A 24,958-nucleotide genomic window follows, 5' to 3' on the forward strand; every position below is an offset into this window, starting at 1 on the left:
GCATGACGACCCGCGAAAAGCTCACCGCCGCCATGTCCGATCTGCTCTGGGAGCGCGGATATGCGGCCACGAGCCCGCGAGACATTCTGGAGCGTGCCGGGGTTGGGCAGGGCAGCATGTACCACCACTTCAGCGGAAAGCACGAGCTGGCGGTCGAGACGCTGCGTGAAACAGTCCCCGGTGTCACCGAGCGTTCGCTGCTGCTCGCCGGCGAGGGCAGCCCGATGGAGCGCATCCGCGCGTACCTGACGCTTCCGCGGCCGGGTACGCGCGGCTGCCGGATCGGGCGGATGACCCAGGACCCTCAGGTGGTGCAGGATGCCGAGATGATCGCGATTGTGGCCGGCGGTTTTGACCTCATCATCGAGCGTTGGCAAGGCGCGCTCTCTGCGGCAATCGAGGCTGGGGAGCTGCCCGTGGGCATCGATCCCGCCGACCTCGCGCACACGCTGGTGGCCGTTATCCAGGGCGGATACGTGCTTGCCCGGGCACACGATGATCAGGCGTCAATGGACGCCGCGATCCGTGGTGCCCTCGCGCTGCTGGAGGCAGCTGGCGCTCCGCGCCCCGAGATTTAGCCCGTAATAACAGAAGGAGAACCCCATGTCCGTTCGCATTGGAATCAACGGTTTCGGCCGAATCGGTCGCAGCTACCTGCGTGCCGCTCTCGCGAGTGGTGCCGACGTCGAGGTGGTCGCAATCAACGACATCACGAGCGCACAGACCCTCGCCAACCTGCTGGAATGGGACTCCGTCTCGGGCCGTCTGGCCGGGGTCTCGGTTGACGGTGACTTCATCGTGGTGGGGGAGCGCCGGATCCGGGTGTTCTCCGAGCGCGAGCCCGACCGGATTCCCTGGGGGTCGGTCGGGGTAGACGTGGTGGTGGAATCCACCGGGTTCTTCACGAGCGAGGAGAGCGCACGGCGCCACCTCGTGGGTGGTGCCCGAAAGGTCATCATCTCGGCTCCGGCTTCGGGGGACATACCCTCGGTGGTGCTCGGCGTGAATGACGAGGTGATCGAGGCGTCGACCACGGTGATCTCCAACGGCTCCTGCACCACAAACTCGCTCGCCCCGCTGGCGAAGGTGCTGAACGATGCGTTTGGGATCGAGCACGGCCTGATGACCACGGTGCACGCCTACACGAGCGATCAGCGCCTGCAGGATGCCCCGCACAGCGACCCGCGTCGTGCCCGCGCCGCCGCACTGTCGACGATCCCGACCTCCTCGGGCGCGGCCAAGACGATCGGCAAGATCATTCCCGAGCTGGACGGTAAGCTCACCGGCCTCGCGCTGCGCGTGCCGGTGCCGGTGGGGTCGATCACCGACCTCACGGTGAAGCTCACCCGTCCGGCCACCGTGGAACAGGTGAACGCGGCGTTTGCGGCGGCCGCCGCGTCGGGCTCGCTGGCACACGTCCTGGAGTACTCGGAGGCTCCGATCGTCTCCGCCGATATCGTGGGCAACCCGCACTCGACGATCTTCGACGCGCCGCTCACCCAGGTCGTGGGCGACCAGGTAAAGGTCTTCGGCTGGTACGACAACGAGTGGGGCTTCACCAACCGCCTGGTGGAGCTCTCCGAGCGTCTCGGAGCGTAGCTGCTCGCGCGCGGCCCGGTAGCCCTTCGGGGCTGCCGGGCCGCAGGCGTTTGGCGGGCGGAACACCGGCTGAGAGGTTACCGTTTTCAAGCGAGTCCGTCGTGGCGTCGCGATAAACTGCGGGGCAGAACCTCCCGTGCGCTCCACCACCCAAAGGACCCAAATATGACCCGCTGGACCGCCGAAGACCTCCCCTCCCTGACCGGTAAGACGATCGTCGTGACCGGTGCGAGTAGTGGCCTCGGCGAGGTGACCGCCCGCGAGCTTGCCCGGGTGGGGGCGCGCGTCATTCTCGCGGTGCGCAACGTGGAAAAGGGCGCGGTGGTGGCCGAAAACATCGACGGGGATACCGAGGTGCGCGAGCTTGATGTGAGTAGCCTCGCCTCCGTACGTGCGTTTGTCGCGGCGCTGGAGGGCCCGGTGGACACCCTGATCAACAACGCCGGCATTATGCAGGTGCCTGAGCAGGTTTCGGCGGATGGTTTTGAGCTGCAGCTGGCCACCAACTTTCTGGGGCCGTTCCTGCTGACCAACCTGCTCCTGCCGCGCATCACCGACCGCGTCGTTACGCTGTCCTCCGTGATGCACCGGATGTCGCGGATGGACGGCACCGACCTCGGCTGGACGCGACGCACCTACCGCGATATGGGCGCGTACAGCGACTCAAAGCTTGCGGACGTCTACCTGGGGAAGGAACTGCAGCGACGCCTCGACGCCGAGGGAAGCCCGGTGCGCTCGATGCTCGCGCACCCCGGTATCGCCCTCACCAACCTCGCGGTGGGCACCAGCTCGAGCGTGATCTACCGATTCCCCCGGTTCCTCAATGACGCCGCCCACGGTGCGCTCCCCACCCTGTACGCGGCCACCCAGGACATCCCCGGTGGCTCCTTCGTCGGCCCCGACGGCGCCTTCGGAGTGCGCGGCTACCCGAAGATCATCGAGGTCAACCGCCGCGGCCGCGACCCCGAGCTCGCTCGCAGGATCTGGGCCGAGGCGGAGCGGATGACGGGGCTGGCGTAGATTCACGCTCCCCAGCCCAGGCCCGTTAAAGCGTTATAGCCCGCTTTCACGGGCCATAACCAATTCAAAATCCGCTTGTCGCCTAACCTTTTCAGGACAGAGGACCGAGTTCGCCAGCGGACGATGTATCCAGCGTATTCTGGATGCACAGTAGAGAGCAAGCGATTTTGCCCGGCCTGACGTGCCCCACGCACGTCCCATGAGACCAGTGCAACGTGAACCCGTCGCGCGAAAAAAGCGTCCTGATCGGGTACTGAAGGGTGGGCCCGGTGGGGCTCGAACCCACGACCCGCGGATTAAAAGTCCGATGCTCTGCCAACTGAGCTACAGGCCCGACCCCGTGCGGCATCGCAGAGCGAGTGTTCACGAGGGGAGATCGCCCGCGCAGACGCGGGGCGAACGACATCAGTCTATCGGATCAAACCGAGTGTTCGCCGCCACCACTCGCGCGCGGTGGCGAGTACTCTGGAAGCCGTCCTGCGTGTCCGTCACGCCAGAAAGGAGACGACCGTTAACGACTTCCGTAAACCCACGCTGTTTCCTGGGCACATGTTCAGCATCTTCGCCGGGGGCAGCGATCCCGCCGAGACCAGCCGGATCTCGCACGAGACCGCGCACGCGCTCCTCTCCCGGGTGCGCGCAAACCCCGACGCCGATATCCTCGACCGCCTGATCGCCTACACCGACGAGCACGGCATCGAAACCATCGCCGAGCTGTGGTCCTCCGCGCCCGCGCGGAGCCTGCCCGGTGCGCTCTGGCGCATCTACCTGCTGCGGGTGCTCATCCGGCAGGATCCGCAGTCCGCGAGCCTGATTTTCCGTCGCGGCAGCGAGGTGATCCCCACCATCGACCCGGTGATCGCCGGTGCCGCCGTGCCCACCAACGTCGAGGAGATCACCGCGCTGGCCGATGAGATCCTGCGCGGGATCTTTGCCGGAGACTTCGGCATCGCGCTCGACCGAGCCGCCGCCTACTGCCGTATTAACGCCGCCGGTTGTGTCTCGTTTGCGAACGAGGAGGAACTGATCCACCCCGAACGTGCCGCCGAACTCACTCGGCGCGGTCTGCGCTACAGCACCCTGGGCGCGGAGCTCACCTCCTGCGCCAAGCTGTGGCGCGCCCAGTCGCTCGACTAGCCCGTAGCGCCAAACCGTAGCGCGCCCAGTCGCTCGACTCGTCCGTGTCGCCGCACGTCGGCACCGAGTTTGGTACACTTATCTAGCCGGGCCGCAAAACCCCGGGCTCCAGTTTTTGCCGCTGCGAGCGGCCTTCCGCCGAGAGGCGTTTCTGCGGCCTGGCACCTACTTTTAACGAGAAGCGCCTTCCCCCACCTGTGAGACAGGCCGAAGGAAGGCGCTTTTCGATGTTGCCCTACTCGGCGTTAGCGCTTCTCGCAGGCAACGCCGTCCTTATCGCGGTCGAGCTTGGTGTTGGCGTTGTAGACGGCGGTGTTGCGGGTAAAGTTCGTGACCGGCTTCGACTTGCCCGAAACCCTGTCCACGGCACCGGAGCGGCCCACACCGTGCGGGTACACCTTATTGAGCGCGGCACAGTTTGCGTAGGTCTTCGCCTTCGCCGCGGGCTTCTTCGCGGCGGGCTTCTTTACCGCAGGCTTCGGCGCGGGCTTCTTCGCGGCGACGACGTGCGACACCGAGGCCGGCGTCGCGGCCTGTGCGGGGGCCGCACTCAGGAGCGCCGAACCGCCGATCGCGGCCGGTGCGAACAGCGCGGCGACGATGAGCGCGCGCAGCGGCGATACCCGGCGGGAAGAACGAGTCGAGGACATACAAAACTCCTTGTACCGGATGGCCCGGCAGAAAATGAGGGGGACTTCCCGATACTACCGATCGGAGAGCCCGCCGAGTAGCCCCACGTTCGCGCTACAAATTGCCTCCTCACACACGCATATGCGCCGCCTCCCGAAGGAGACGGCGCATGTGCGTGCGATGCGCTGTTTCTCGGCGGAGCCTAGAGCCCGTCTACCGAAGCGCGGCGGCGCTTCAGCCCGAGCAGGCCCACGCCGGCGGCGAGCACCAGAACGGCGATGCCGGGCACGACCGAGGACAGATCCGAACCGGTATCGGCCAGACCGCCGACGGCCGGGTCGAGTTTGACCGTCAGGGTCTGCGGAGCGGAGAGCACCCAGAACTCACCCATGCTCTGCGAGGTTGCGTTGACGGTAAAGATGGCCGAACCACGGGCGATATCCGCGGCCCCAACGATGTGGGTTCCGGTCAGGGTGCGGCTTTCGCCGGGGGCAACTCCCCGCACGGTTTCGTAATCGATCGGGTAGGCGCGCTCTGCTCCACCGGTGGTGTTGGCGGGCGAGGCGAGTGCGGGCTCGGCCAGGGTCGCGTTGCCGGAGTTCGTGACAACAACCGAGTAGTTGATGACGTCGCCCACGAGGCGAGGGGTCTCGGTGGAGGTGACCGTCGCAACGGAGGTTACCGCGGGCTTGACCACGGGAAGCGGGAAGTCGTGAACCTGAATCGAGCTGTAAACGCCCTTGTCATTGGCGCTGATCCCGCGCACAACATACGACTCGGTGGTTTCGTTCTCGGCGCCCGAAACGGTCCCGGTCTGGGTGGGGACACGGAAATCGAAGGCGATCTGGGAGTACACCCACGTCTCGGTCAGGGTGACGGTTTCACCGGCCGCCACGCTCGGGCCCGGGGTGTCCCAGGGGTAGGCGGGGTGGATCTGGTTGACGGTGAGGTTGGTGAGATCCAGGTCGGTGAGGTTCTTGACCTCAAAGCTGTATCCGAAACGCTCGCCGACATCCAGCAGGCCGTTGCCGTTGGTGTCTTCGATGATCCAGGTCGGGGTTACCTCGAGACCGTAGTCGCCCCAGGGGCCCTCCTCGGTCTCCTGCCCGGGGGCGTTGCCCTCTTCGGGCTCGGCCTCGGTGTCGGTCTCCTCGGGGACGTCCGCGGCCCTGGTCGGCTCGATCGAAACCTCGGGGGTGGGCACCGGGCTGGACGGCTCGTCGGCCTCGGTGGTCTCCGACGGGCTCGCGCTCGGCACCACCGAAGGATCGGTGGATTCCGAACCGGTTTCGGTCGTGTCATCCTCTGCGACGACACTTGCCGACGGTACCGGCATCGGCGCGGCCGATGCCGGAAGAGTGGTGGTCACGCCGAGCAGTACGCCAAGAGACAGGACGGAGGCCGCGGTAGCCCAGCGACCCGAGATTTTTGCCATTATTCCCCCATGGAATTGAAGTGGTTGAGTGACTTCAAAGATACGTGCAACCGGGGACAATTCGGGACGAAAACAGTGGAGTTTTCATAACGTTTGAACCACGAGCGGACGTTATGTTTTATGGGTCGAAATTATCGCCCGAAACACCCGGTAGTTGGTGCTTTTTGAACCTCGGTGGAGGGGCGTCTAGACGACAAAATGCGCCAATCTCCCTGACGGAAATCGGCGCATTCTGCCCGTGCCTGTTATCGGCGGCTGTTTATCCGAATCGACCGGAGACGTAGTCCTCGGTGGCCTGAACGTTGGGCTGGGTGAAGATGGTGTTGGTGTCGTCGTACTCGATCAGCTTTCCGGGCTGACCGGTGCCGGCGATGTTGAAGAACGCGGTCTTGTCCGAGACGCGAGAGGCCTGCTGCATGTTGTGGGTCACGATCACGATCGTGTACTCCTTCTTCAGCTCCTCCATGAGGTCCTCGATCGCCAGGGTGGAGATCGGGTCCAGGGCGGAACAGGGCTCATCCATCAGCAGGATGTCCGGGGAGACCGCGATGGCGCGGGCGATGCAGAGACGCTGCTGCTGTCCACCCGACAGTCCCGAACCGGGACGGTCGAGACGATCCTTGACCTCGTTCCAGAGGTTGGCGCCGCGCAGCGACTTCTCCACCAGGTCGTCGGCGTCCGACTTCGAGATGCGACGGTTGTTGAGCTTCACACCGGCGAGCACGTTCTCCTTGATCGACATCGTCGGGAACGGGTTCGGGCGCTGGAACACCATGCCCACCTGGCGGCGTACGAGCACCGGGTCAACGCCGGGGCCGTAGAGGTCGTCGCCGTCGATCAGCACCTCACCCTCGACGCGAGCGCCGGGGATAACCTCGTGCATGCGGTTCAGGGTGCGCAGGAAGGTGGACTTGCCACAACCCGACGGGCCGATGAACGCGGTGATGCTGCGCGGTTCAATGGTCAGGGAGACACCCTCCACGGCACGGAACTTGGAGTAGTAGACGTTGAGGTCGCGGACCTCGATGCGCTTAGACACGGACTATTCCTTCGGGTTTCTATCGGGAGAGCTTCGGGGAGAAGATGCGGGCGATCAGGCGACCGAGGAGGTTCAGGGCCATCACGATCAGGATCAGGGTGAGCGCGCCGGTCCAGGCACGGTCGAGGAACTGCTGCGGGTCGGCACCCTGCTGGGCGTACGAGGAGTACACGAACAGCGGGAGGGACATCATCCGGTCGCTGAACAGGTCGTAGTTCATCGACTGGGTGAAGCCGGCGACGATGAGCAGCGGGGCGGTCTCACCGATCACGCGGGCCACGGCGAGCAGCGAACCGGTCACGATTCCGGCCAGCGAGGTGGGCAGAACCACCTTGAGGATGGTGAGGTACTTCGGCACGCCGAGGGCCAGCGAGGCCTCACGCAGCTCGTTCGGGACGAGCTTCAGCATCTCCTCGGTGGAGCGAACCACCACGGGGATCATCAGCAGCGACAGGGCGACCGCACCGGCGATGCCGAGGCGGATGCCGGGTCCGAAGATCAGCGAGAACAGGGCGTAGGCGAACAGACCGGCCACGATCGACGGGATACCGATCATGATGTCGACCATGAAGGTGATCCAGCGGGCGAGGGAGCCGCGGCCGTACTCCACCAGGTAGATCGCGGTGAGGATACCGATCGGGATCGAGATGATCGCGGTGGCCAGGGTGATCAGCACGGTACCCACGATGGCGTGCAGTGCTCCACCGCCGGCGTCGGTGACGTTGCGCATCGAGGTGGTGAAGAACTCGATGTCGAAGCGGGCGAGGCCGAGGCCGATGGTGGTCGCGGCCACCGAGATCAGCGGCACCAGGGCCAGCAGGAACGCGAGGGTGACCAGCGAGGTCATCAGGCGGTCCTTGGCCTTACGCGAGCCCTCCACGACGAGTGAGAGCAGGTACACCAGCACGACGAACAGGATCGCGGAGACCACGACGATGCCGGCGATGGAGGGGTTTCCCATCAGCAGGGCCACACCGGTGACGATGACGGCGGAGCCGAGGAGGATCCACAGCGGGGTGTTGCGCGGGAGCTTTCCCGCGGTGAGCGCGTTGGCGATCGGGGCGACGGTGGACATTAGTTGGCTCCCGAGAATTCTTTACGACGCGCGACGATGGCCCGAGCAATGAAGTTCACCGCGAAGGTGATCACAAACAGGATCAGGCCGGTGGCGATCAGCACGTTGACGCCGGTGCCGTGGGCCTCGGGGAAGTTCAGTGCGATGTTCGAGGCGATCGTGTTGGGGTTCTCCGACTGCAGCAGCACGAAGGAGATGACGGTGCTGGGGGAGAGCACCATGGCCACGGCCATGGTTTCACCGAGTGCGCGTCCGAGGCCGAGGATGGAGGCCGAAACCAGGCCGGAACGACCGAAGGGGATAACGGCCATGCGGACCATTTCCCAGCGGGTCGCGCCGAGGGCCAGGGCGGCTTCCTCGTGCAGCTTCGGAGTCTGCAGGAACACCTCGCGGGCCATGGCGGTGATGATCGGGAGGATCATCACGGCGAGGACGATGGCGACGGTGAGGATGGTGCGGCCGGTACCGGAGACCGGGCCGGCGAAGAGGGGGAACCAGCCGAGGTTGTCGGTGAGCCAGGCGTAGACCGGCTGGACCGCGGGGGCGAGGACCTTGATGCCCCAGAGACCAAACACAACCGAGGGGACGGCGGCGAGGAGGTCAATCACGTAGGCGAGGCCCTGCGCGAGGCGGCGGGGAGCGTAGTGGGAGATGAAGAGTGCGATTCCGGTGGCCAGCGGTACGGCGATCAGCAGGGCGAGGAACGCGGCCCAGACGGTACCGAAGGCGAGCGGGCCGACGTAGGTCCAGAAGCTGGACGGCGAGCCCTTGAGCTCCTTGGGGTCGGCGCCGAGGGCGGGTATTGCTTCAACGATGAGGAAGATGGCCACCGCGGCCAGGGCCACGAGGATGAGGCTTCCGGCAATCAGGGTGCTCCGGGCGAAAACGCGGTCACCCAGGCGGATGACGGGTTTAGGCCGTGCGGTTTGAGTGGTCATGTTCGGCGGTGCCCTCGGCTCCTTGTCTCGCCGTCATGGCCCGACCAAAGGCCGGGCCATGACGAGGGTGAATGGGATGCTACTTGATGCTTGCGACTGCGGTGGCGACCTTCTTGGAGAGGTCAGCCGACAGGGGCGCGTTTCCAGCCTTTTCCGCGGCGGCCTTCTGGCCGGCGTCGGAGGTGATGTAGTCGAGGTAGGCCTTGACCAGGGTGCCCTGTGCCGGGTCCTTGTAGGTCTCGCAGGCGATGGCGTAGGAGACGAGGACGATCGGGTAGTGCGAGGCGTCGGTGGTCTTGCGGTCCAGCTTGATCGCGAGGTCGTTGGCGCCACGGCCGTCTACCAGGGGCGACTCGGCAACAACGGCGGCTGCGGCCTCAGCCGAGTAACCGACGAACTTGTCGCCAACCTTGACCTTGACAACACCGAGCTTGCCGGCGCGCGAGGCGTCTGCGTAGCCGATCATGTTGGTGCCGTTGGTGACGGCGTCAACCACACCGGAGGTACCCTGGGCACCCTCGCCACCCTGGAACGGGAAGTCGTCAGCGGGCTTCTCGGTCCAGACATCGGGAGCGTTCTGGTTCAGGTAGTCAGCGAAGTTCTTGGTGGTACCCGAGGCGTCCGAGCGGTGCACGGCGTTGATCTTTGCGTCGGGCAGCTTGGCGTCAGGGTTGAGCGCGGTGATCGCGGCGTCGTTCCACTGGGTGATCTTGCCCGAGAAGATGCCGGCGAGGGTCGCGGCGTCGAGGTTCAGGTCCTTGACTCCGTCAACGTTGAAGATGACGGCGATCGGGGAGATGTAGACGGGGATGTCGATGGCCTTGGTGTCTGCGGCGCAGGTACCGAAGGTGCCCGCGAGCTCCTCGTCGGAGAGGGCCGAGTCGCTACCGGCGAATGCGGCGCCACCGGCGATGAAGGCCTTACGGCCGGCACCCGAACCGGAGGGGTCGTAGTTTACGGTGACCTTCTCGTTGGCGGTCTGGAAACCAGCAGCCCAGGTGGTCTGCGCGGTGCCCTGGCTCGATGCACCAACACCGACGAGCTCACCCGAGAGGGAGCTGGCGGGAGCGCCGGAAGCCGACTCGGAGGAGGAGGGCGAACCCTCGTTGGCTGCACACGAGGTGAGGGCGAGGGCGGTGATCGCGGCGACTACCGAGACACGCGCTACCGAAGAAAACTTCACGGGTACTTCCATTCATAGTGGATTCGGGGGCGAGCCTGCTGTCGGCTCACCGCCAAGCTATGCGTCGTTAGTGACAAGCATCCCGCGTGCGGGTAAACGGAAGGTTAACGTGGGTGAACGGTTGGTGTCGTAGCCCGTGATTCCGCGGGAGTAAATCGGCGCGGTTTCCTGCCGTTTGCTCAACGGACAGAAAGTGATTGCCTCGAACACCGGGGTGTCGAGGCAATCGGAGGGTTTCGAGATGTTCGAACCCGAGGTGAACGGGGCGGGACGCCCCACTACACCGGGTTTGAGTGCGTCTCGATCGAGATGATGCCGGAGCTCGGGTTGGTGGCCGAGAGGTGTACCACGGAGAAGTCGCCCGGGGCGAGATCTGCGGCAGAGTGAATGTAGGAGCCGGTGATGCTGCCGGTGGCGAGGGCGATCTCGCGCAGCAGCTCGGGAACCAGGGGCAGGTGCGAGCAGATCACGGCGTTCTTGCCGGCGCTGACCCGCTTGCCCACGATGGCACGCGGTTCGGCGTGACCGTCCTCGAAGGCGTCCTGACTGATCTTTGCGCTGCGCTTGGGCGTGATCCCGGTGGCCGCCGCGAGCGGGGCCACGGTGGTGACGCAGCGCACCGCATCACTCGTGACGATCTTGCGTGGGCCAAACGCGGCAATGGTCGGAACCAGCGCCTGCGCCTGCTCCAGACCGCGCGAGGTCAGCGGACGACCCGCATCGGTGCCGTCCCCGGCCGAGGGCGAACCGGCCTTCGCGTGGCGCAGCACGGTGATCGAGAACGTGTGCGTCACACCCTCGTTCACCAGCTTCTCAAAAACGTCCACAATCTCGACGTCGTGACCGTAGGTCAGGTAGCCGCGCGCCTTCTTCAGGGTGACCCACTCGATCGCGGCCACCTCACGGTTCGGCCGGAAATTCGAGGTCCGGATCGCCTCATCGGTGACGTGCGCGGCCCAGTAGTGCACCACCTTCGTCTTCCCCGAGGGAAGCGGATACCGGCTCATGCCGAGCGGCACACCGAGGGTCACCGAAAGACCGGTCTCCTCGGCAATCTCACGTACGGCGGTCTGCGGCAGCGTTTCGCCGGGATCCACCTTGCCCTTGGGGATGGTGACATCCCCATAGGCAGTGCGATGAATGACGAGAACGTGCGGCTTCCCATCAATGAGGCGCCAGCACAGAGCGCCGGCTGCGTATACGGCTTTGTTCACCTACGGTTCCTCGGGCGTCGACGATGGGTAATCTGCTGCAACAGCTTATCCTGCAGATCATCCAACGGCGCACCCGCGTCGTCTGTGGAGTGGCGTACCCACTCACCATCGGCCTGGAGATCCCAGGCACCGGTCTGGTCATCCATCGCCATATCGAACAGATCGGTGAGTTCGGCAATGTGCGTCGGGTCGATCAGGCGCACCAGGGCCTCAACCCGGCGGTCGAGGTTGCGGTGCATCATGTCGGCGCTACCGATGAAGACGTGCTGGTCGCCGTCGTTCACAAACGAGAAGATACGCGAGTGCTCCAGGTAGCGGCCCAGGATGGAACGCACCCGAATGTTTTCACTCAGCCCCGGCACACCGGGCATCAGGCCACAGATACCGCGCACCCACACCTCAACCGGCACACCGGCCTGGCTCGCGCGGTACAGGGCATCGATGATGGCCTCATCAACCATCGAGTTGACCTTGATACGGATACCGCTCGGCCTGCCCGCGAGGGCATTCTGACGCTCGGTATCGATGTGCTTCAGCAGCCCCTTGCGCAGGTGCAGCGGAGCCACCAGCAGACGCTTGAACTTCTTCTCGATGGCGTAGCCGGAGAGCTCGTTGAACAGGCGGGTGAGGTCGCGCCCCACCTGAGGGTCGGCGGTCAGCAGGCCGAAGTCCTCATATATACGGGAGGTCTTCGGGTTGTAGTTTCCGGTGCCGATGTGGCTGTAGGAAACCAGCGCACCCTTCTCCTCGCGGATCACGTGGGCGAGCTTGCAGTGGGTTTTGAGCCCCACCAGGCCGTACACCACGTGCACGCCGGCCTTCTCCAGCTTGCGCGCCCAGGTGATGTTCGCCTGCTCGTCAAAACGTGCCTTGACCTCGACCAGCGCGAGCACCTGCTTGCCGGCCTCGGCCGCGCGAATCAGGGCCTCAACGATGGGGGAGTCACCCGAAGTGCGGTACAGGGTCTGCTTGATGGCGAGCACGTGCGGATCCGCCGCGGCCTGCTCCAGGAACGCCTGCACGCTCGTCGCGAAGGACTCATACGGGTGGTGCAGCAGCACATCACCGCGCGAGATCACCTCAAAGAAGTCGACCGGGCCGTTGGAATCAGACGGGGTGAGCGCCGCGGCCGTGGTGGGCAGACGCTTGGGGTAGTGGAGATCCGGGCGGTCGATCCCGGCGAGGCTAAACAGCCCGCCGAGGTCAAGCGGTGCCGGAAGACGGTAGATTTCCTGGTCGGTGATGTCGAGCTCGCGCACGAGCAGACCCAGGGTGACCTGGTCCATATCGGCGCTGACCTCGAGCCGGATCGGCGGACCAAACCGGCGACGCAGCAGCTCGCGCTCGAGAGCCTGAATGAGGTTCTCGGACTCGTCCTCCTCGATCACGACGTCCTCATTGCGGGTCACGCGGAACTCGTGGTGCTCCAGAATCTCCATGCCCGGGAAGAGATCACCCAGGTGGCTGGCGATGACGTCTTCCAGCGAGATGAAGCGCACCGAACGCAGGGTCTCGGACGGATCCACCCGCACGAAGCGCGGCAGCATCTGCGGCACCTTCAGGCGCGCAAACTCCTGACGGCCCGTCTTGGTGTTGCGGATGCGCACCGCGAGGTTGATCGAGAGCCCCGAAATGTAGGGGAACGGGTGGGCAGGGTCTACCGCGAGCGGCATCAGGATCGGGAACAGCTGATCGGCGAAGTAGGTGTTCAGCCGCTCGCGGTCGGCCTCATCGAGGTCGGCCCAGGTCACGACGCTCACACCGGCGCGCGCGAGCGCCGGGGAAACCTGCTCCTGCCAGACACGCGCGTGACGCTCCTGCAGTTCGTGAGCGGTCACCGAAATGTCGTTCAGGACGTCTACCGGCGCGCGACCCACATTGGTCGGTACGGCAAGCCCGGTGAGGATGCGGCGTTTGAGGCCCGCGACGCGCACCATAAAGAACTCATCGAGGTTGGAGGCAAAAATCGCCAGGAAGTTGGCGCGCTCCAGCTCGGGCAGGGTGGGGTCTTCGGCGAGCTCCAGGACGCGCTGGTTGAACGCGAGCCAGCTCAGCTCGCGATCGAGATAGCGCTCTTCGGGGAGCGAGGGATCGGACTCATCACGTACCGCGTCGAAGTCATCATCGTCGCCGCCAAGCCCGGTGTCCAGAGCCACAATTTCATCAGCCATTTTCCCATCTTGGCAGGTTCTCCCCGCCGCCGCGCGGGAATTTCGTGAACGTTGTGAAAACTTAGGAGCGCACCCCGGGCTGTGGACGACGGTACTGCACGTCAACCGTGTCCGTCTCAAATCCGAGTGAACGATAGAGGGCGACGGCACCCGCGTTTGAGTCATCCACGTAGAGGCTCGCGGTGCTCAGCCCGAGCTCGACGAAACGGGCCAGCCCGGCATTCATCAGGTGGCGACCAAGGCCCCGCCCGGCGGCCTCCTCGGCGACACCGATCACGTAGATTTCGCCGTCTTCGCTCCCGGGCTCAATCTTCAGCCAGTTATAGGCGATCAGGGCGTGTGTGGCCGCGTCGCGCACCAGGAGGAAGCTTCGCGGATCGAACCAGTCTTCTGCGATGCGGGCATCGAGATCCGCGCGCAAAATCGCACCCTGCTCGGGATGGGTTGCGAAGACCCGAGCGTTCAGTGCGACCCAGTCATCGGCGTCCCGATCCGCGTCAAACGTGGTGATCGCCAGAGAAGGCGGAGTATCGCGTGCGTCGGACGGGGTACCAGCGTCGAGGGCTCGTGCCAACCGATACAGCACGCGCTTCCGCGAAAATGCGTGACGGCGAGCCAGCGCCGCGGCACCGGGATGGTCGCCGTGCGCCCAGGCCGAGGTAATTTCGGCCCCACCCGGGGTATCAAGGAGCGCGGCGATCAGCGCGCCGCCGTGCCCGAGACCGCGCGCGGAGGGGTCGATGACGGCCTCGAAACCAGCGCCATCACGAACCGCGACACCGAGCAGGGTGCCCGCTTCGTTTTCCGCCGTGATGATCTGAGCCGAGCCCGTAGCGAGCGCAATACGCGTCTGGTCGTTGAACGGCGGCTGGTTATCGGTGGCGTGGGCGCGCGAGATGAGGTCGGAGAGCGCCGCGTCGAGCCCCTGGACGGTGCGGTCGGTGCGAATCTGACGGCTCACGCGGATTCCCCGGTGGTCTCATCGGCGAGGTTGAAGCGGTAGCCCACGTTTCGGATGGTCACGATCAGCTGCTCCATATCGCCGAGCTTTGCGCGCAGGCGACGGATGTGGACGTCCACGGTACGGGTTCCCCCAAAGTAGTCGTAGCCCCATACCTCGCTCAACAGCTGCTCGCGCGTGAAAACTCGCCCAGGGTTGGCAACAAAAAACCGCAGGAGCTCAAATTCTTTATAGGTGAGATCCAGCGGTTTTCCCTGCACGCGGGCCGAATACGACGACTCGTCGATCGTGACCCCGGAGGTCTGAATGGGCGCGGCGGTGGCGGGTGCGGGCACGCGACCGATACACAGTCGAAGGCGAGCATCCAGCTCGGCGGGGCCCACCCCGTCTACCAGGAGGTCATCGACGCCCCAGTCCGGTGCCACGACGGACAGGCCGCCCTCGGTCAGCACCAGCAGCAGCGGAATCTCGGCGAATCCGGCGTGCAGAATCTTGCACAGTGCCCGGGCTGAGGCCAGGTCGCGGCGGCCATCAACAATCAGGGCGTCGGCCTCGATTCCGGCCATGACCTGGTCGGCGCGAGCGGGGACCTGACGAACACGATGCTGCAGGAGCCCGAGCGCGGGTAACACCTCGCTGTCGGTTTGACCGGTAAGAATCAAGAGTCGTGCCACGGGTTCCTCCGCAAAGATGTAGGCCCATCCTACTGTTTCTTCCTGTGCGGCCACCTCCTCGGCGCACTGGGCGTTCGTGCATTTACCGCGCCGAATGGTGTGGCGGCGGGGGATCGGGCACAATGGCAGGGTGAGTCAATTTGAGAGTGTCGCCCTTCCGCGCCGCCGCGACATCGTGCTGGTGTGGGTGGTTGCGCTGGTCGCTGCGATCCTGATCTGGATCTTCGCACCCGGTGTTGCCGCGTTCTCCTGGCTCGCCGTGGCCCTCGCCGTGGTCACCATGCTCACCTTTGTGATGCAGCTGCGCGGCGGCCGAAAGACCGGTTTTATCGATCGGGTAGCCATCAGCATCGCCGGATCCGTGGTCATCCTCGGCGTCATGAGCGCGCTGATGGGAATTGGTAAGTTGCTCCCGGCATAGCGCGGGATAGACTGGGTGCATGCTCGCACTTGAACTGTTTTTCATCGGTCTGCTCTGCCTGGCAACGCTGGCGATTGTCTACACAGCCGGCGTCGTCGTTTATAACCTGTACCGCGGCCAGCGCTAGCGGGTTCTCAGATGATTGAGATCCCCACCGGTCTGCCGGCCGAGGTTGTTCCCCTGTCCTGGCTGCTCGGCGTCTGGGAGGGCACCGGTGTGCTGTCCTACCTCGTCGGCGAGGAGCGCATTCAGCACGAGTTCCGTCAGCGGGTGAGTTTCAGCCACGACGGTCAGTCGTACCTGAACTACAGCTCGCAGGCCTGGCTGCTGGATGAGTCCGCCGACTCTGAAGAGGATGCCGCGACGACGCTGCTCGCCTCCGAAACCGGTTACTGGCGCCTGCACCGCGCCCTGACCCCGGGTGATGCCGGGCCCGCGATGCTGCCGGCCCGCGCCGAGGCTCCGTTTACCGATGCCGAGGGCGTCGAAACCCTACGCAACGCCGCGGGCGGCTTCGACATTCAGGCCTCGATCATTCACCCGGATGGTGTGAGTGAGCTCTACCTCGGCCAGATCACCGGGCCGCGCATCGATCTCAGCACCGACGCCGTCCTGCGTGCCGCCGGGAGCAAGGACTACACCGCGGCCACCCGCATGTACGGTCTGGTAGATGGCCACCTGCTGTGGGCCTGGGATATCGCGGCTCTCGGCCAGGAGCTCGCCTCCCACGCGTCCGCTCGTCTGGCCAAGGTCGACTAGGTGACCGCGCTCCCGCAGACCCCGTTTGCCGCGCTGCCCGGCGCGATCGTGCCCGAGGAATCGGCCGATCCCGGCGTGCCCGCGCACTACGGCAATCCGCTGCGGGAGCAGCGTGCGCTCGATGCGGGGAAGGCGCTGGTGGATCTCTCCACCCGCACCGTGCTCGAGCTGCGCGGCGAGGACCGCCTCACCTGGCTGAACTCGATCACGTCGGGGCTTATCACCGCGCTCGCGGTGGGCGACTCGGGCGAGACGCTCGTGCTGAGCCCGCAGGGCCGGATCGAGCATGCCGCCGGCCTGATCGATGACGGTGTTTCGCTGTGGCTGCTGCCGGAGTCTTCCTCCGCCGAGGCGCTGGTGGCGTGGCTGTTGAAGATGCGTTTCCGTGCCCGTGTCGAGATTCTGGACCGCACGGAGGACTTCGCGATCGTGGGCCTGCTGGAACGTGACGGCGGCATCGCGCTGGACGCTCTGCCCGCGGCCGCCCCGAACGACGTGCCGCTGATTTGGCGTGACCCGTGGACGCACGTGGTGGATGGCGGCTGGCAGTATTCGCGCCCGGACACCCACCCCGGTGTGGACTACACCTGGCGTGAGGTGCTGGTGCCGCGCACGGCCCTCGCCGAGGTGGCGGCCGCGCATCCCGCGGCTGGGGCGCTGGCTGCCGAAGCCCTGCGGATTGCGGCCTGGCGTCCTCGGGAGATCACCGAGGTTGACGATCACGCCATTCCGCATGAGACCGACTGGCTGCGCTCGGCCGTGCACCTGAACAAGGGCTGCTACCGCGGCCAGGAAACCATCGCGAAGGTGCACAACCTGGGGCACCCGCCGCGTCGATTTGTGCAGCTACACCTCGACGGCTCGGAGGGGTTCCTGCCCGAGCCCGGGGCCGAGATTCGTGCGTTCAAGGCGGGCGAACCCCGCATCGTGGGTAAGGTCACCTCGGTGGCAAACCACTACGAGTTTGGCCCGATTGCGCTCGGCGTTATTCGCCGCGCCGTTGACCCGACGATCGGTCTCGATGTGGCGCGCCCCGCTGGCGAAAACGAGGAACCCGGCTGGCTTGCGGCCGCCCAGGAGATCATCGTGCCGAGCGACGCCGGCTCCGTGGCCGACATTCCGCGACTGCCGCGCATTGGCGGACGTCGGGCGTAGGGTGCCGTGTGCACCGGGTGCGACATGCTCGGTGAGCCGTTGAGTATTACTCTTCCCACTCCTCAACGGAGATAAACGCCGCTAGGTCTGCGGAGTTGCGGTGTCTGTCGTACGCGCGTAGTAGCTGGATATATTGTTCTCGGTTTACCTGCCACTCGTAGCGTTCAACGTAACGTCCGTTTTGAGCCGCACCAAAAACGATATCGGCGAGCACTCGGCTTGAACGCCCATTCCCATCGAAAAACGGGTGAATACGCGCCACCTCTGCATGTACCGCAATTCCAAGCTGCGCGGCCGTCCAATCTGTGGTGTGCCGCCATCTGTAGCGAATTGTGTCCAGGGAATGCTGCAGCTCTGTCTGGATGTACGCGGGGTCAACTCCGATATTGGTGGTCCGGCGGCGATAGGTCCCGGCCCATGTCCACAGTTGTCCGTACATCTCATGGTGGAGCAGAGAGATGAAATGACGCGTGAGAATAAGGTCGAGGCCGATGCTGCCGACAACCGCACGGTCGGTGAGGCTGTCTCCTATGCGTTCTTCAAACGACTGTTCGATGTCGTAGATGGCAGCTTTCGTTCGAAGACTTACCGGAGCATAGCGAACCGCTGGAGTGAGGGCTTCTAGCTCATCAAAATCAAGTGCGGTGGCACCATACGGTGGCCGGAGAGACACTTAGCCGAGACGGTCGTGGGCGGCAAGAAACTTCGTGACCCATTCTGGTCTTACGTAGTCTTCGGGGATGACACGGCCCTCAAGTGCGGCCGATGCTCGCGTAGATTTACGTACGGCCTCGCGCAGGCGCTCGCGGCTGATGCTGCGTAGGCCGTCTGGGCTGCGGATGATGTCGGTGAGCGTCATGATGGCCTCCTTTGGGATGTGTGCTGGGTATTCTCCAGCCTATGGAGGTGGGGTGGCTAGGGGAACCAAACGTGGGTGGGAAAGGACTGTGAGCCCAGGGCCTATGCGCTGCATAGAATCGGCGCTGTCACCCTCATACGGGTATCCGTGCACGACAAATTATTCCCGTGTCGGAGGGCGTCTCGATAGACTGGAGGCATGACTGAGCCCTATACCCTCATCCTGCTGCGTCACGGTAACAGTGACTGGAACCAGAAGAACCTGTTCACCGGTTGGGTCGATGTTCGCCTGAGCGATCAGGGTGTGGCCGAGGCCGCCCGCGCCGGCGAGCTGCTGACCGAGTCCGGTCTGCGCCCCGACGTTCTGTTCACCTCCGTCCTGACCCGCGCCATCCAGACCGCGAACATCGCGCTGGACAAGGCCGACCTCGCCTGGATCCCGGTCACCCGCTCCTGGCGTCTGAACGAGCGTCACTACGGTGCGCTCCAGGGTAAGGACAAGGCCCAGACCCTCGCCGAGTACGGCCCCGAGCAGTTCCAGACCTGGCGTCGCTCCTTCGACGTACCGCCGCCCGCGCTGGCCGCCGACGCCGAGTACTCGCAGGCTCACGACCCGCGCTACGCCGGCATCGATGGCGAGATCCCCGAGACCGAGTGCCTCAAGGACGTCATCGAGCGCATGCTTCCCTACTGGGAGGGCACCATTGCCCCCGAGCTCGTCGCCGGCAAGACCGTCCTGGTCACCGCGCACGGCAACTCGCTGCGCGCCCTGGTGAAGCACCTCGACGGTATCTCGGATGACGAGATCGCCGAGCTGAACATCCCGACCGGCATCCCGCTGGTCTACCGCCTGGACGCCGACCTCAAGCCGATCGGTGCCGCCGAGTACCTCGACCCCGAGGCCGCCGCTGCCGGTGCCGCCGCCGTGGCCGCCCAGGGTGAGAAGAAGTAACCCTTCCGCTGCGCTACAGAGCCCCCGAGACCGTGAGGTCTCGGGGGCTCTATGCATCCCCGTGGAGAAGTTCTGTGGCGGTCTGGAACCCCAGACACACCGCCCGAGACGGGCATTGTTCCGCGGGTAGAGGCGCGCTTGGATAGTGGCAGACAGACAACGAAAGGTCTTCACTATGGCACTCCCAGGGGCACGTCCGGTTCGCGCAGCGCGAGGCACCGAGATCACCGCGAAAAGCTGGCAGACCGAGGCGGTGCTGCGCATGCTGCACAACAACCTCGACCCCGAGGTGGCCGAGCGTCCCGACGACCTCGTCGTGTACGGCGGCACGGGCCGTGCGGCACGAGACTGGGCAAGCTTTGACGCGATCACCCGCGAGCTCACCCACCTCGATGACGACGAGACGCTGCTGGTGCAGTCCGGCAAGCCGGTCGGGGTGTTCCGTACAAACGTGTGGGCGCCGCGCGTGCTGATCGCCAACTCCAACCTCGTGGGCGACTGGGCAACGTGGCCCGAGTTTCGCCGGCTCGAGGCCGAGGGGCTCACCATGTACGGCCAGATGACCGCCGGATCCTGGATCTACATCGGCACCCAGGGCATCCTCCAGGGCACCTATGAAACCTTCGCCGCCATCGCCGAGAAGCGCTTCGGCGGGACCCTCGCCGGCACCCTCACCCTCACCGGCGGCTGCGGTGGAATGGGCGGCGCGCAGCCGCTCTCGGTCACCCTGAACGGCGGTGCCGTGCTGATCGTCGACGTCGACATCGATCGCCTCAACCGTCGCGCCGGCAAGCGATACCTTGACCGCGTCGAGACCGATATCGATCGCGCCCTCGAACTCGTGCTCGAGGCCAAGGCGAACCGCACCGCGCTGTCGGTCGGGCTCGTGGGCAACGCCGCCGAGGTGTTCCCCGAGCTGCTGCGCCGCGGCGTCCCGATCGACATCGTGACCGACCAGACCTCCGCCCACGACCCACTGTCCTACCTCCCGGTGGGCTACACCGTCGCCGAGTGGGCCGAACGCGCCGCCGCCGACCCCGAAACCTTCACCCTCGACGCTCGCGCCTCGATGGCCGCACACGTGAGGGCGATGGTCGAGTTCCAGGACGCCGGTGCCGAGGTGTTCGACTACGGCAACTCCATCCGTGACGAGGCCCGCCACGGCGGTTACGATCGCGCATTCGAGTTCCCCGGCTTCGTCCCGGCCTACATTCGCCCGCTGTTCTGCGAGGGCCTTGGGCCGTTCCGCTGGGTCGCGCTTTCCGGAGACCCCGAAGACATCCGGGTCACCGACGAGGCCATTCTCGAGCTCTTCCCCGAAAACGAACACCTGCACCGCTGGATCCGCGCCGCCCAGGAACACGTCGAATACGAGGGTCTGCCCGCCCGCATCTGCTGGCTCGGCTACGGCGACCGCGCGAAGGCAGCGGTGCGCTTCAACGAGCTGGTCGCCGAGGGCAAGGTCAGCGCGCCCATCGTGATCGGCCGCGACCACCTCGACTCCGGATCGGTCGCCTCGCCCTACCGCGAAACCGAATCCATGGCCGACGGCTCGGACGCCATCGCCGACTGGCCCCTGCTCAACGCACTTACCGCCGCATCCTCGGGTGCCACCTGGGTGTCCATTCACCACGGCGGCGGCGTGGGCATCGGACGTTCGATCCACTCGGGCCAGGTGTCCGTGGCCGACGGCACCCCGCTCGCCGCCGAACGCCTCTCGCGCCTGCTGACAAACGACCCCGGCATGGGCGTCATCCGGCACGTGGATGCGGGCTACCAGCGTGCGGCAGATGTCGCCGCCGAACGCGGCGTACACATTCCGATGGAACCCACCATTCGCAACACCGGCAACTAGCCTGGGACCGAGCGCGGGCACACCCGTGCCCGCGCTCAACTCCGGCCCCACGGCCAGCGCGCTACACCCGTGCGAAACACCAGCGTGAAACACCCTCGGGAGGACCCCAGATGAGCACCCTGATCACCGGCATCGGCGAGCTGACCACCCACGATCCCGAACACTCAGGCGGGCGCCTGCGTGACGCCGCGGTGGTGATGGATGACGGTCTGATCGCCTGGGTCGGGCCCGCGGCGAACGCCCCCGCCGCCGATGAACGATACGACGCCGAGGGGCGCGCCGCGCTGCCCGGCTGGGTTGACTCCCACACCCACCTGGTCTTCGCGGGGGACCGCACGGCGGAGTTCGAGGCGCGTATGGCCGGCGAAGCGTATGCGGCCGGTGGCATCAACGTGACCGTCGAGGCCACCCGTGCCGCGACCGACGCACAACTCGAACGCGGCCTGATCCGCCACCTCGAGGAGGCCTACGGGGGCGGCACCACCACCCTGGAAACCAAGACGGGATACGGCCTGACCGTGGCCGATGAGCGGCGATCGGCGCAGATCGCGGCCCGCCACGTCGACGAGGTCACCTTCCTCGGGGCGCACGTTGTCCCCGCCGGAGCGGACCGGGCAGCCTATCTCGACCTCGTCACCGGCGAGATGCTGGACGCGGTGGCGGACACCGTCTCCGCCGTCGACGTCTTCTGCGAAACCGGCGCATTCGACGAGGCGGAAACCCGACGCATTCTCGCGGCCGCCACCGCGCGCGGCCTCGACACCCACGTCCACGGAAACCAGCTGGGGCACGGCCCCGGAGTGCGCCTCGCGGTGGAGCACGAATCGCTCAGCGTGGATCACCTCGGGTTCCTCACCGAAGGCGATATCGCGCTGCTCGCGGCCTCCGACACCGTCGCCACCGTGCTGCCTGCCTGTGACCTCTCGACGCGCATGCCGCTGGCCCCGGCCCGTGCGCTCCTCGACGCCGGCGCACACCTCGCTATTGCCAGCAACGCGAATCCCGGCACCTCGTACACCTCGTCGATGGGATTCGCCGTGGCCACCGCGGTGCTCCAGATGCGCCTCACCGTGGCCGAGGCCGTGCGTGCCGCGACCCACGGTGGTGCCCGCGCCCTCGGCCGGCACCTCGACCGGCCGGGCAAACCTCGCGTGGGCGAGCTCACCGTGGGTGCCCGCGCCGACCTTCAGATACTCGATGCGCCCTCGGTCACCCACCTGGCGTATCGCCCCGGCATGCCGCTGACCCACGCGGTCTGGCGTGCCGGAAATCGCGTCCGCGGATAGGGGAACGGGGAATCCGCCGACGAGGAGGGCCGGCCGGGAGCTGCACCCGGCTGGCCCTCGCCCCGTTGAGCCGTTCTCCCGCGGAGCGCTTCGAAGCCAAGGGGCGGAAAAACCCGAGCTACGCCGTACGTCCGTAGATGCGCTGGGTCAGGGTATCCGCGGTCTGCTGCACCTGCTCAACAAGGCCCGCAATAGCTCCTGGGTCGACGGCCTCCGCGGCGAAGGTGACGGCAATACCGGCCACCGGCCAGCCGCGGTGATCATGGACAGCGCAGGCCACCGAGGAGAGGCCCGGGCTCACCGAGCCCTCCTCGGTCGCGTAGCCACGTCGCTGTACCTGGGTCAGGACCTCGCGCAGGCGTGCATAGCGGGTGATCTCATCCGGGCTTTCGCCGCGGGTCACAAACGACCCCTTATCCGGGAACAGCGCGCGCACCTGGGCCGTGGGCATCCCGGCCAGGATGGCCCGGCCGGTGGCGGTGAGCGGGGCAGGCAGACGCACGTCCACGTCGGTGATCAGCGAGGGGGCATTTCGTGCGCGCTCCTCGACGATGTAGAGCACATCGCGGCCGTGCAGCACCGCGAGGTGCGCGCTCGCACCCACGCGGTCCACGAGGCCCGCGAGCAGCGGCCGCCCCAGCCGGGAGAGCGGCTCCTGCCGCGCATACGCCGAGCTGAGCGCGGCCGCCGAGATGCCGAGCCCGTAGCGCTTCTCCTCGGCGAGGTGCAGCACAAAACCGTTGCGCACCAGCACGTTGAGGAGGTGATAGACGCTCGAGCGCGGCAGCCCGAGCTGCGCGGCGATCATCGAGGCCGGAAGCGGCCCCCGCTGGGTGGAGAGCAGCGTGAGGATCTGCAGCGTCTGTTCGGCCGCGGGAACCCGTGATGCGACTCCTGCCATGAAATCCTCCCCTGCTCCACGCTCAGCGGTGAGCGCGGGTTACCTCCAGCCTAGTCAAGAGTGCCGATGGCTTTCTCCACGGCATCCAGTACGGCACCGCTTTCGACCAGATCGTAGGCCGCGGTGATGGTGGGGGAGAGGAACTGATCGGTGCTCGGCGCATCGATGCGCGTGCGGAACAGTGCGTGCACCGCGGAGGTGGCGGCACCGGGTACCTGCTCGGGAGCCTCGGTCAGGCGGAAATCGAGGGCGCGGGTGGAGGCCAGCAGCTCGATCGAGAGCACCCGGCCGAGACCGTCGATGCCGCGACGCAGCTTGCGGGCCGCGGCCCAGCCCATCGACACGTGGTCCTCCTGCATGGCCGAGGAGGGGATCGAATCCACCGAGGCGGGAACGGCCAGGCGCTTGAGCTCGGAAACGATGCCGGCCGCGGTGTACTGGGCGATCATCAGGCCCGAGTCGAGCCCGGGATCTGCCGCGAGGAACGGCGGCAGCCCGTGGTTGCGGGAGGTGTCGAGGAAGCGATCGGTGCGGCGCTCGGAGATGCTCGCGAGATCAGCCACGGCGATCGCCAGGAAGTCGAGAACGTAGCCCACGGGGGCACCGTGGAAGTTTCCGTTGGACTCCACCCGTCCGTCGCTCGTCACGACCGGGTTGTCCACGGCCGAGCCCAGCTCGATCGCGGCGACGCTCTCGGCGTGCGCCATCGTGGCACGTACCGCGCCGTGCACCTGGGGTGAGCAGCGCAGCGAGTAGGCATCCTGCACGCGGGTGAACTGACCCTCGACCGGCCGCTGGATGAGACCAGAATCGGCGAGTACTCGCCGCAGGTTGGCCGCGCTGTCCCGCTGTCCCGGATGCGGACGCAGCTCGTGAAGGTCGGCGGCGAAGACGGCGTCGGTGCCGCGCAGGCCCTCGATGCTCGCCGCGGCCGCGATGTCCGCCACTCGGACCAGCGCGGCAAGATCGGTGAGGGCAAGGGCGAGCATGCCGAGCATCCCGTCGGTGCCGTTGATCAGTGCCAGACCCTCCTTTTCGGCAAGCACAACCGGGGTGATGCCGGCGGCGGCGAGGGCGTCAGCTGCGGGCTGCAGCGTGCCATCCGGGCCGCGCACCTCGCCCTCGCCCATGACCGCGAGCGCGCAGTGCGCGAGCGGCGAGAGATCACCCGAGCAGCCGAGCGAACCGTACTCGTGCACGACCGGAGTAATGCCCGCGTTGAGGATGTCTCGGTAGGCCTCGGCCGTTTCCAGCCGCACACCGGTGTGCCCGGAAACGAGGGTGTTGAGGCGCAGCAGCATCAGCGCGCGCACCACCTCACGCTCGACCTCGGCACCGGTACCTGCCGCGTGCGAGCGCACCAGGCTGCGCTGCAGCTGGGCGCGCTTCTCGGCGGGAATCTGCACGTTGGCGAGGGCGCCGAAGCCGGTCGAGACGCCGTAGTGCGGGCGGGTGTCGTTCGCCAGCTCCTCGATCACCGCGCGGCTCGCGCGGATGCGGACCGCGGCCTCGGGCGCGATCTCGATGCGCGCATTTTCGCGGGCAACCCGGACGACGTCGTTGATGGTCAGGGTGTTCGCGCCGAGCGCGATGGTCTGTGCGTTGCTCATGATCCGATTCGAGCGCACCCGGCCCAAAAGACCAACCCGGCTACCGACGATGATGTCTGGTATCTGAGACTGTGGGGTGCCGCGC

24 protein-coding genes and 1 tRNA gene are annotated in these 24,958 nt (G+C 66.1%); 10 read left to right on the forward strand and 15 right to left on the reverse strand.

Annotation, left to right across the window (positions count from 1 at the left end; translation table 11 throughout):
• Positions 1-2: 2 nt before the first annotated feature.
• The 3 genes from D9V32_RS02645 to D9V32_RS02655 all read left to right on the forward strand — a co-directional run bounded on the left by D9V32_RS02645 (position 3) and on the right by D9V32_RS02655 (position 2,619).
• Positions 3-578, forward strand: a complete 576-nt coding sequence (locus D9V32_RS02645; protein WP_121647352.1) for a TetR/AcrR family transcriptional regulator — start codon at positions 3-5, stop codon at positions 576-578.
• A gap of 25 nt (positions 579-603) precedes the next feature.
• Positions 604-1,599 (forward strand): type I glyceraldehyde-3-phosphate dehydrogenase, encoded by a 996-nt coding sequence (gene gap, locus D9V32_RS02650; protein ID WP_121647353.1) that lies wholly within the window; start codon positions 604-606, stop codon positions 1,597-1,599.
• A gap of 165 nt (positions 1,600-1,764) precedes the next feature.
• On the forward strand, positions 1,765-2,619 hold the full coding sequence (locus D9V32_RS02655) for an oxidoreductase (protein WP_121647354.1): 855 nt from the start codon (positions 1,765-1,767) through the stop codon (positions 2,617-2,619).
• Positions 2,620-2,880: 261 nt separating this feature from the next.
• Here the strand turns inward: D9V32_RS02655 and D9V32_RS02660 are convergent.
• Positions 2,881-2,953 (reverse strand) — tRNA-Lys (locus D9V32_RS02660).
• A 215-nt stretch (positions 2,954-3,168) separates the two neighbouring features.
• Between D9V32_RS02660 and D9V32_RS02665 the strand changes: the two genes are divergently transcribed.
• Positions 3,169-3,756 carry a DNA-directed RNA polymerase subunit beta gene (locus D9V32_RS02665; protein WP_121647355.1) on the forward strand — a complete coding sequence of 196 codons (588 nt, stop codon included), beginning with the start codon at positions 3,169-3,171 and terminating at the stop codon, positions 3,754-3,756.
• A 245-nt stretch (positions 3,757-4,001) separates the two neighbouring features.
• Here the strand turns inward: D9V32_RS02665 and D9V32_RS02670 are convergent, their stop codons facing one another.
• From D9V32_RS02670 to D9V32_RS02715, 10 genes are all read right to left on the reverse strand, one after another.
• Positions 4,002-4,406, reverse strand: coding sequence for an excalibur calcium-binding domain-containing protein (locus D9V32_RS02670; protein WP_121647356.1), 405 nt, complete (start codon positions 4,404-4,406; stop codon positions 4,002-4,004).
• A 182-nt stretch (positions 4,407-4,588) separates the two neighbouring features.
• A complete protein-coding gene (locus D9V32_RS02675) occupies positions 4,589-5,821 on the reverse strand; it encodes a DUF7507 domain-containing protein (protein WP_121647357.1) in 1,233 nt (410 codons plus the stop codon).
• Between the two features lie 259 nt (positions 5,822-6,080).
• Positions 6,081-6,860 (reverse strand): phosphate ABC transporter ATP-binding protein PstB, encoded by a 780-nt coding sequence (pstB, locus tag D9V32_RS02680; RefSeq protein WP_030148172.1) that lies wholly within the window; start codon positions 6,858-6,860, stop codon positions 6,081-6,083.
• Positions 6,861-6,879: 19 nt separating this feature from the next.
• Entirely contained in the window at positions 6,880-7,935 is a 1,056-nt protein-coding gene (pstA, locus tag D9V32_RS02685) for a phosphate ABC transporter permease PstA (RefSeq protein ID WP_121647358.1), read from the reverse strand.
• Entirely contained in the window at positions 7,935-8,873 is a 939-nt protein-coding gene (gene pstC, locus D9V32_RS02690; protein ID WP_121647359.1) for a phosphate ABC transporter permease subunit PstC, read from the reverse strand. The genes pstA and pstC overlap by 1 nt, the downstream gene beginning before the upstream one ends.
• 79 nt (positions 8,874-8,952) lie before the next feature.
• On the reverse strand, positions 8,953-10,056 hold the full coding sequence (pstS, locus tag D9V32_RS02695; protein ID WP_183086144.1) for a phosphate ABC transporter substrate-binding protein PstS: 1,104 nt from the start codon (positions 10,054-10,056) through the stop codon (positions 8,953-8,955).
• A gap of 278 nt (positions 10,057-10,334) precedes the next feature.
• The gene (locus tag D9V32_RS02700) at positions 10,335-11,270 is read right to left on the reverse strand and encodes an NUDIX hydrolase (RefSeq protein ID WP_121647361.1); all 936 of its coding nucleotides are present in this window, start codon (positions 11,268-11,270) and stop codon (positions 10,335-10,337) included.
• Entirely contained in the window at positions 11,267-13,441 is a 2,175-nt protein-coding gene (locus D9V32_RS02705; protein ID WP_121647362.1) for an RNA degradosome polyphosphate kinase, read from the reverse strand. Before D9V32_RS02705 ends, D9V32_RS02700 begins: the two co-directional genes overlap by 4 nt.
• 61 nt (positions 13,442-13,502) lie before the next feature.
• Positions 13,503-14,402, reverse strand: a complete 900-nt coding sequence (gene mshD, locus D9V32_RS02710; protein ID WP_183086145.1) for a mycothiol synthase — start codon at positions 14,400-14,402, stop codon at positions 13,503-13,505.
• Positions 14,399-15,076: a winged helix-turn-helix transcriptional regulator gene (locus D9V32_RS02715; protein ID WP_121647364.1), complete on the reverse strand. Its 678-nt coding sequence runs from the start codon at positions 15,074-15,076 to the stop codon at positions 14,399-14,401. The genes mshD and D9V32_RS02715 overlap by 4 nt, the downstream gene beginning before the upstream one ends.
• Before the next feature lie 130 nt (positions 15,077-15,206).
• Between D9V32_RS02715 and D9V32_RS02720 the strand changes: the two genes are divergently transcribed.
• The 3 genes from D9V32_RS02720 (at position 15,207) to ygfZ (ending at position 17,411) form a co-directional block, all read left to right on the forward strand.
• Positions 15,207-15,497 carry a hypothetical protein gene (locus D9V32_RS02720; RefSeq protein WP_121647365.1) on the forward strand — a complete coding sequence of 97 codons (291 nt, stop codon included), beginning with the start codon at positions 15,207-15,209 and terminating at the stop codon, positions 15,495-15,497.
• Positions 15,498-15,635: 138 nt separating this feature from the next.
• Positions 15,636-16,256 (forward strand): nitrobindin family protein, encoded by a 621-nt coding sequence (locus D9V32_RS02725; RefSeq protein WP_121647366.1) that lies wholly within the window; start codon positions 15,636-15,638, stop codon positions 16,254-16,256.
• Positions 16,257-17,411: a CAF17-like 4Fe-4S cluster assembly/insertion protein YgfZ gene (gene ygfZ, locus D9V32_RS02730; protein WP_121647367.1), complete on the forward strand. Its 1,155-nt coding sequence runs from the start codon at positions 16,257-16,259 to the stop codon at positions 17,409-17,411. It begins immediately after the preceding gene.
• Between the two features lie 46 nt (positions 17,412-17,457).
• On the opposite strand, the gene D9V32_RS02735 is transcribed toward ygfZ, so the two are convergent.
• Both D9V32_RS02735 and D9V32_RS02740 read right to left on the reverse strand, forming a co-directional pair.
• A complete protein-coding gene (locus D9V32_RS02735) occupies positions 17,458-18,084 on the reverse strand; it encodes a Fic family protein (RefSeq protein ID WP_121647368.1) in 627 nt (208 codons plus the stop codon).
• Positions 18,085-18,270, reverse strand: a complete 186-nt coding sequence (locus D9V32_RS02740; protein WP_121647369.1) for a hypothetical protein — start codon at positions 18,268-18,270, stop codon at positions 18,085-18,087.
• A gap of 198 nt (positions 18,271-18,468) precedes the next feature.
• On the opposite strand from D9V32_RS02740, the gene D9V32_RS02745 reads away from it, so the two are divergent.
• The 3 genes from D9V32_RS02745 (at position 18,469) to hutI (ending at position 22,362) form a co-directional block, all read left to right on the forward strand.
• Complete coding sequence (locus D9V32_RS02745; RefSeq protein WP_121647370.1) at positions 18,469-19,221, forward strand: phosphoglyceromutase; 753 nt, start codon at positions 18,469-18,471, stop codon at positions 19,219-19,221.
• 175 nt (positions 19,222-19,396) lie between these two features.
• The gene (gene hutU / locus D9V32_RS02750; RefSeq protein ID WP_121647371.1) at positions 19,397-21,076 is read left to right on the forward strand and encodes a urocanate hydratase; all 1,680 of its coding nucleotides are present in this window, start codon (positions 19,397-19,399) and stop codon (positions 21,074-21,076) included.
• A 110-nt stretch (positions 21,077-21,186) separates the two neighbouring features.
• Complete coding sequence (gene hutI, locus D9V32_RS02755; RefSeq protein WP_121647372.1) at positions 21,187-22,362, forward strand: imidazolonepropionase; 1,176 nt, start codon at positions 21,187-21,189, stop codon at positions 22,360-22,362.
• A 118-nt stretch (positions 22,363-22,480) separates the two neighbouring features.
• On the opposite strand, the gene D9V32_RS02760 is transcribed toward hutI, so the two are convergent.
• Together D9V32_RS02760 and hutH are read right to left on the reverse strand one after the other, a co-directional pair.
• Positions 22,481-23,263: an IclR family transcriptional regulator gene (locus D9V32_RS02760; protein WP_121647373.1), complete on the reverse strand. Its 783-nt coding sequence runs from the start codon at positions 23,261-23,263 to the stop codon at positions 22,481-22,483.
• 50 nt (positions 23,264-23,313) lie between these two features.
• Positions 23,314-24,873 (reverse strand): histidine ammonia-lyase, encoded by a 1,560-nt coding sequence (gene hutH, locus D9V32_RS02765; RefSeq protein WP_121647374.1) that lies wholly within the window; start codon positions 24,871-24,873, stop codon positions 23,314-23,316.
• Positions 24,874-24,958: the final 85 nt, after the last annotated feature.

The organism is Mycetocola tolaasinivorans, assembly GCF_003667565.1.
GTDB lineage: Bacteria > Actinomycetota > Actinomycetes > Actinomycetales > Microbacteriaceae > Mycetocola > Mycetocola tolaasinivorans.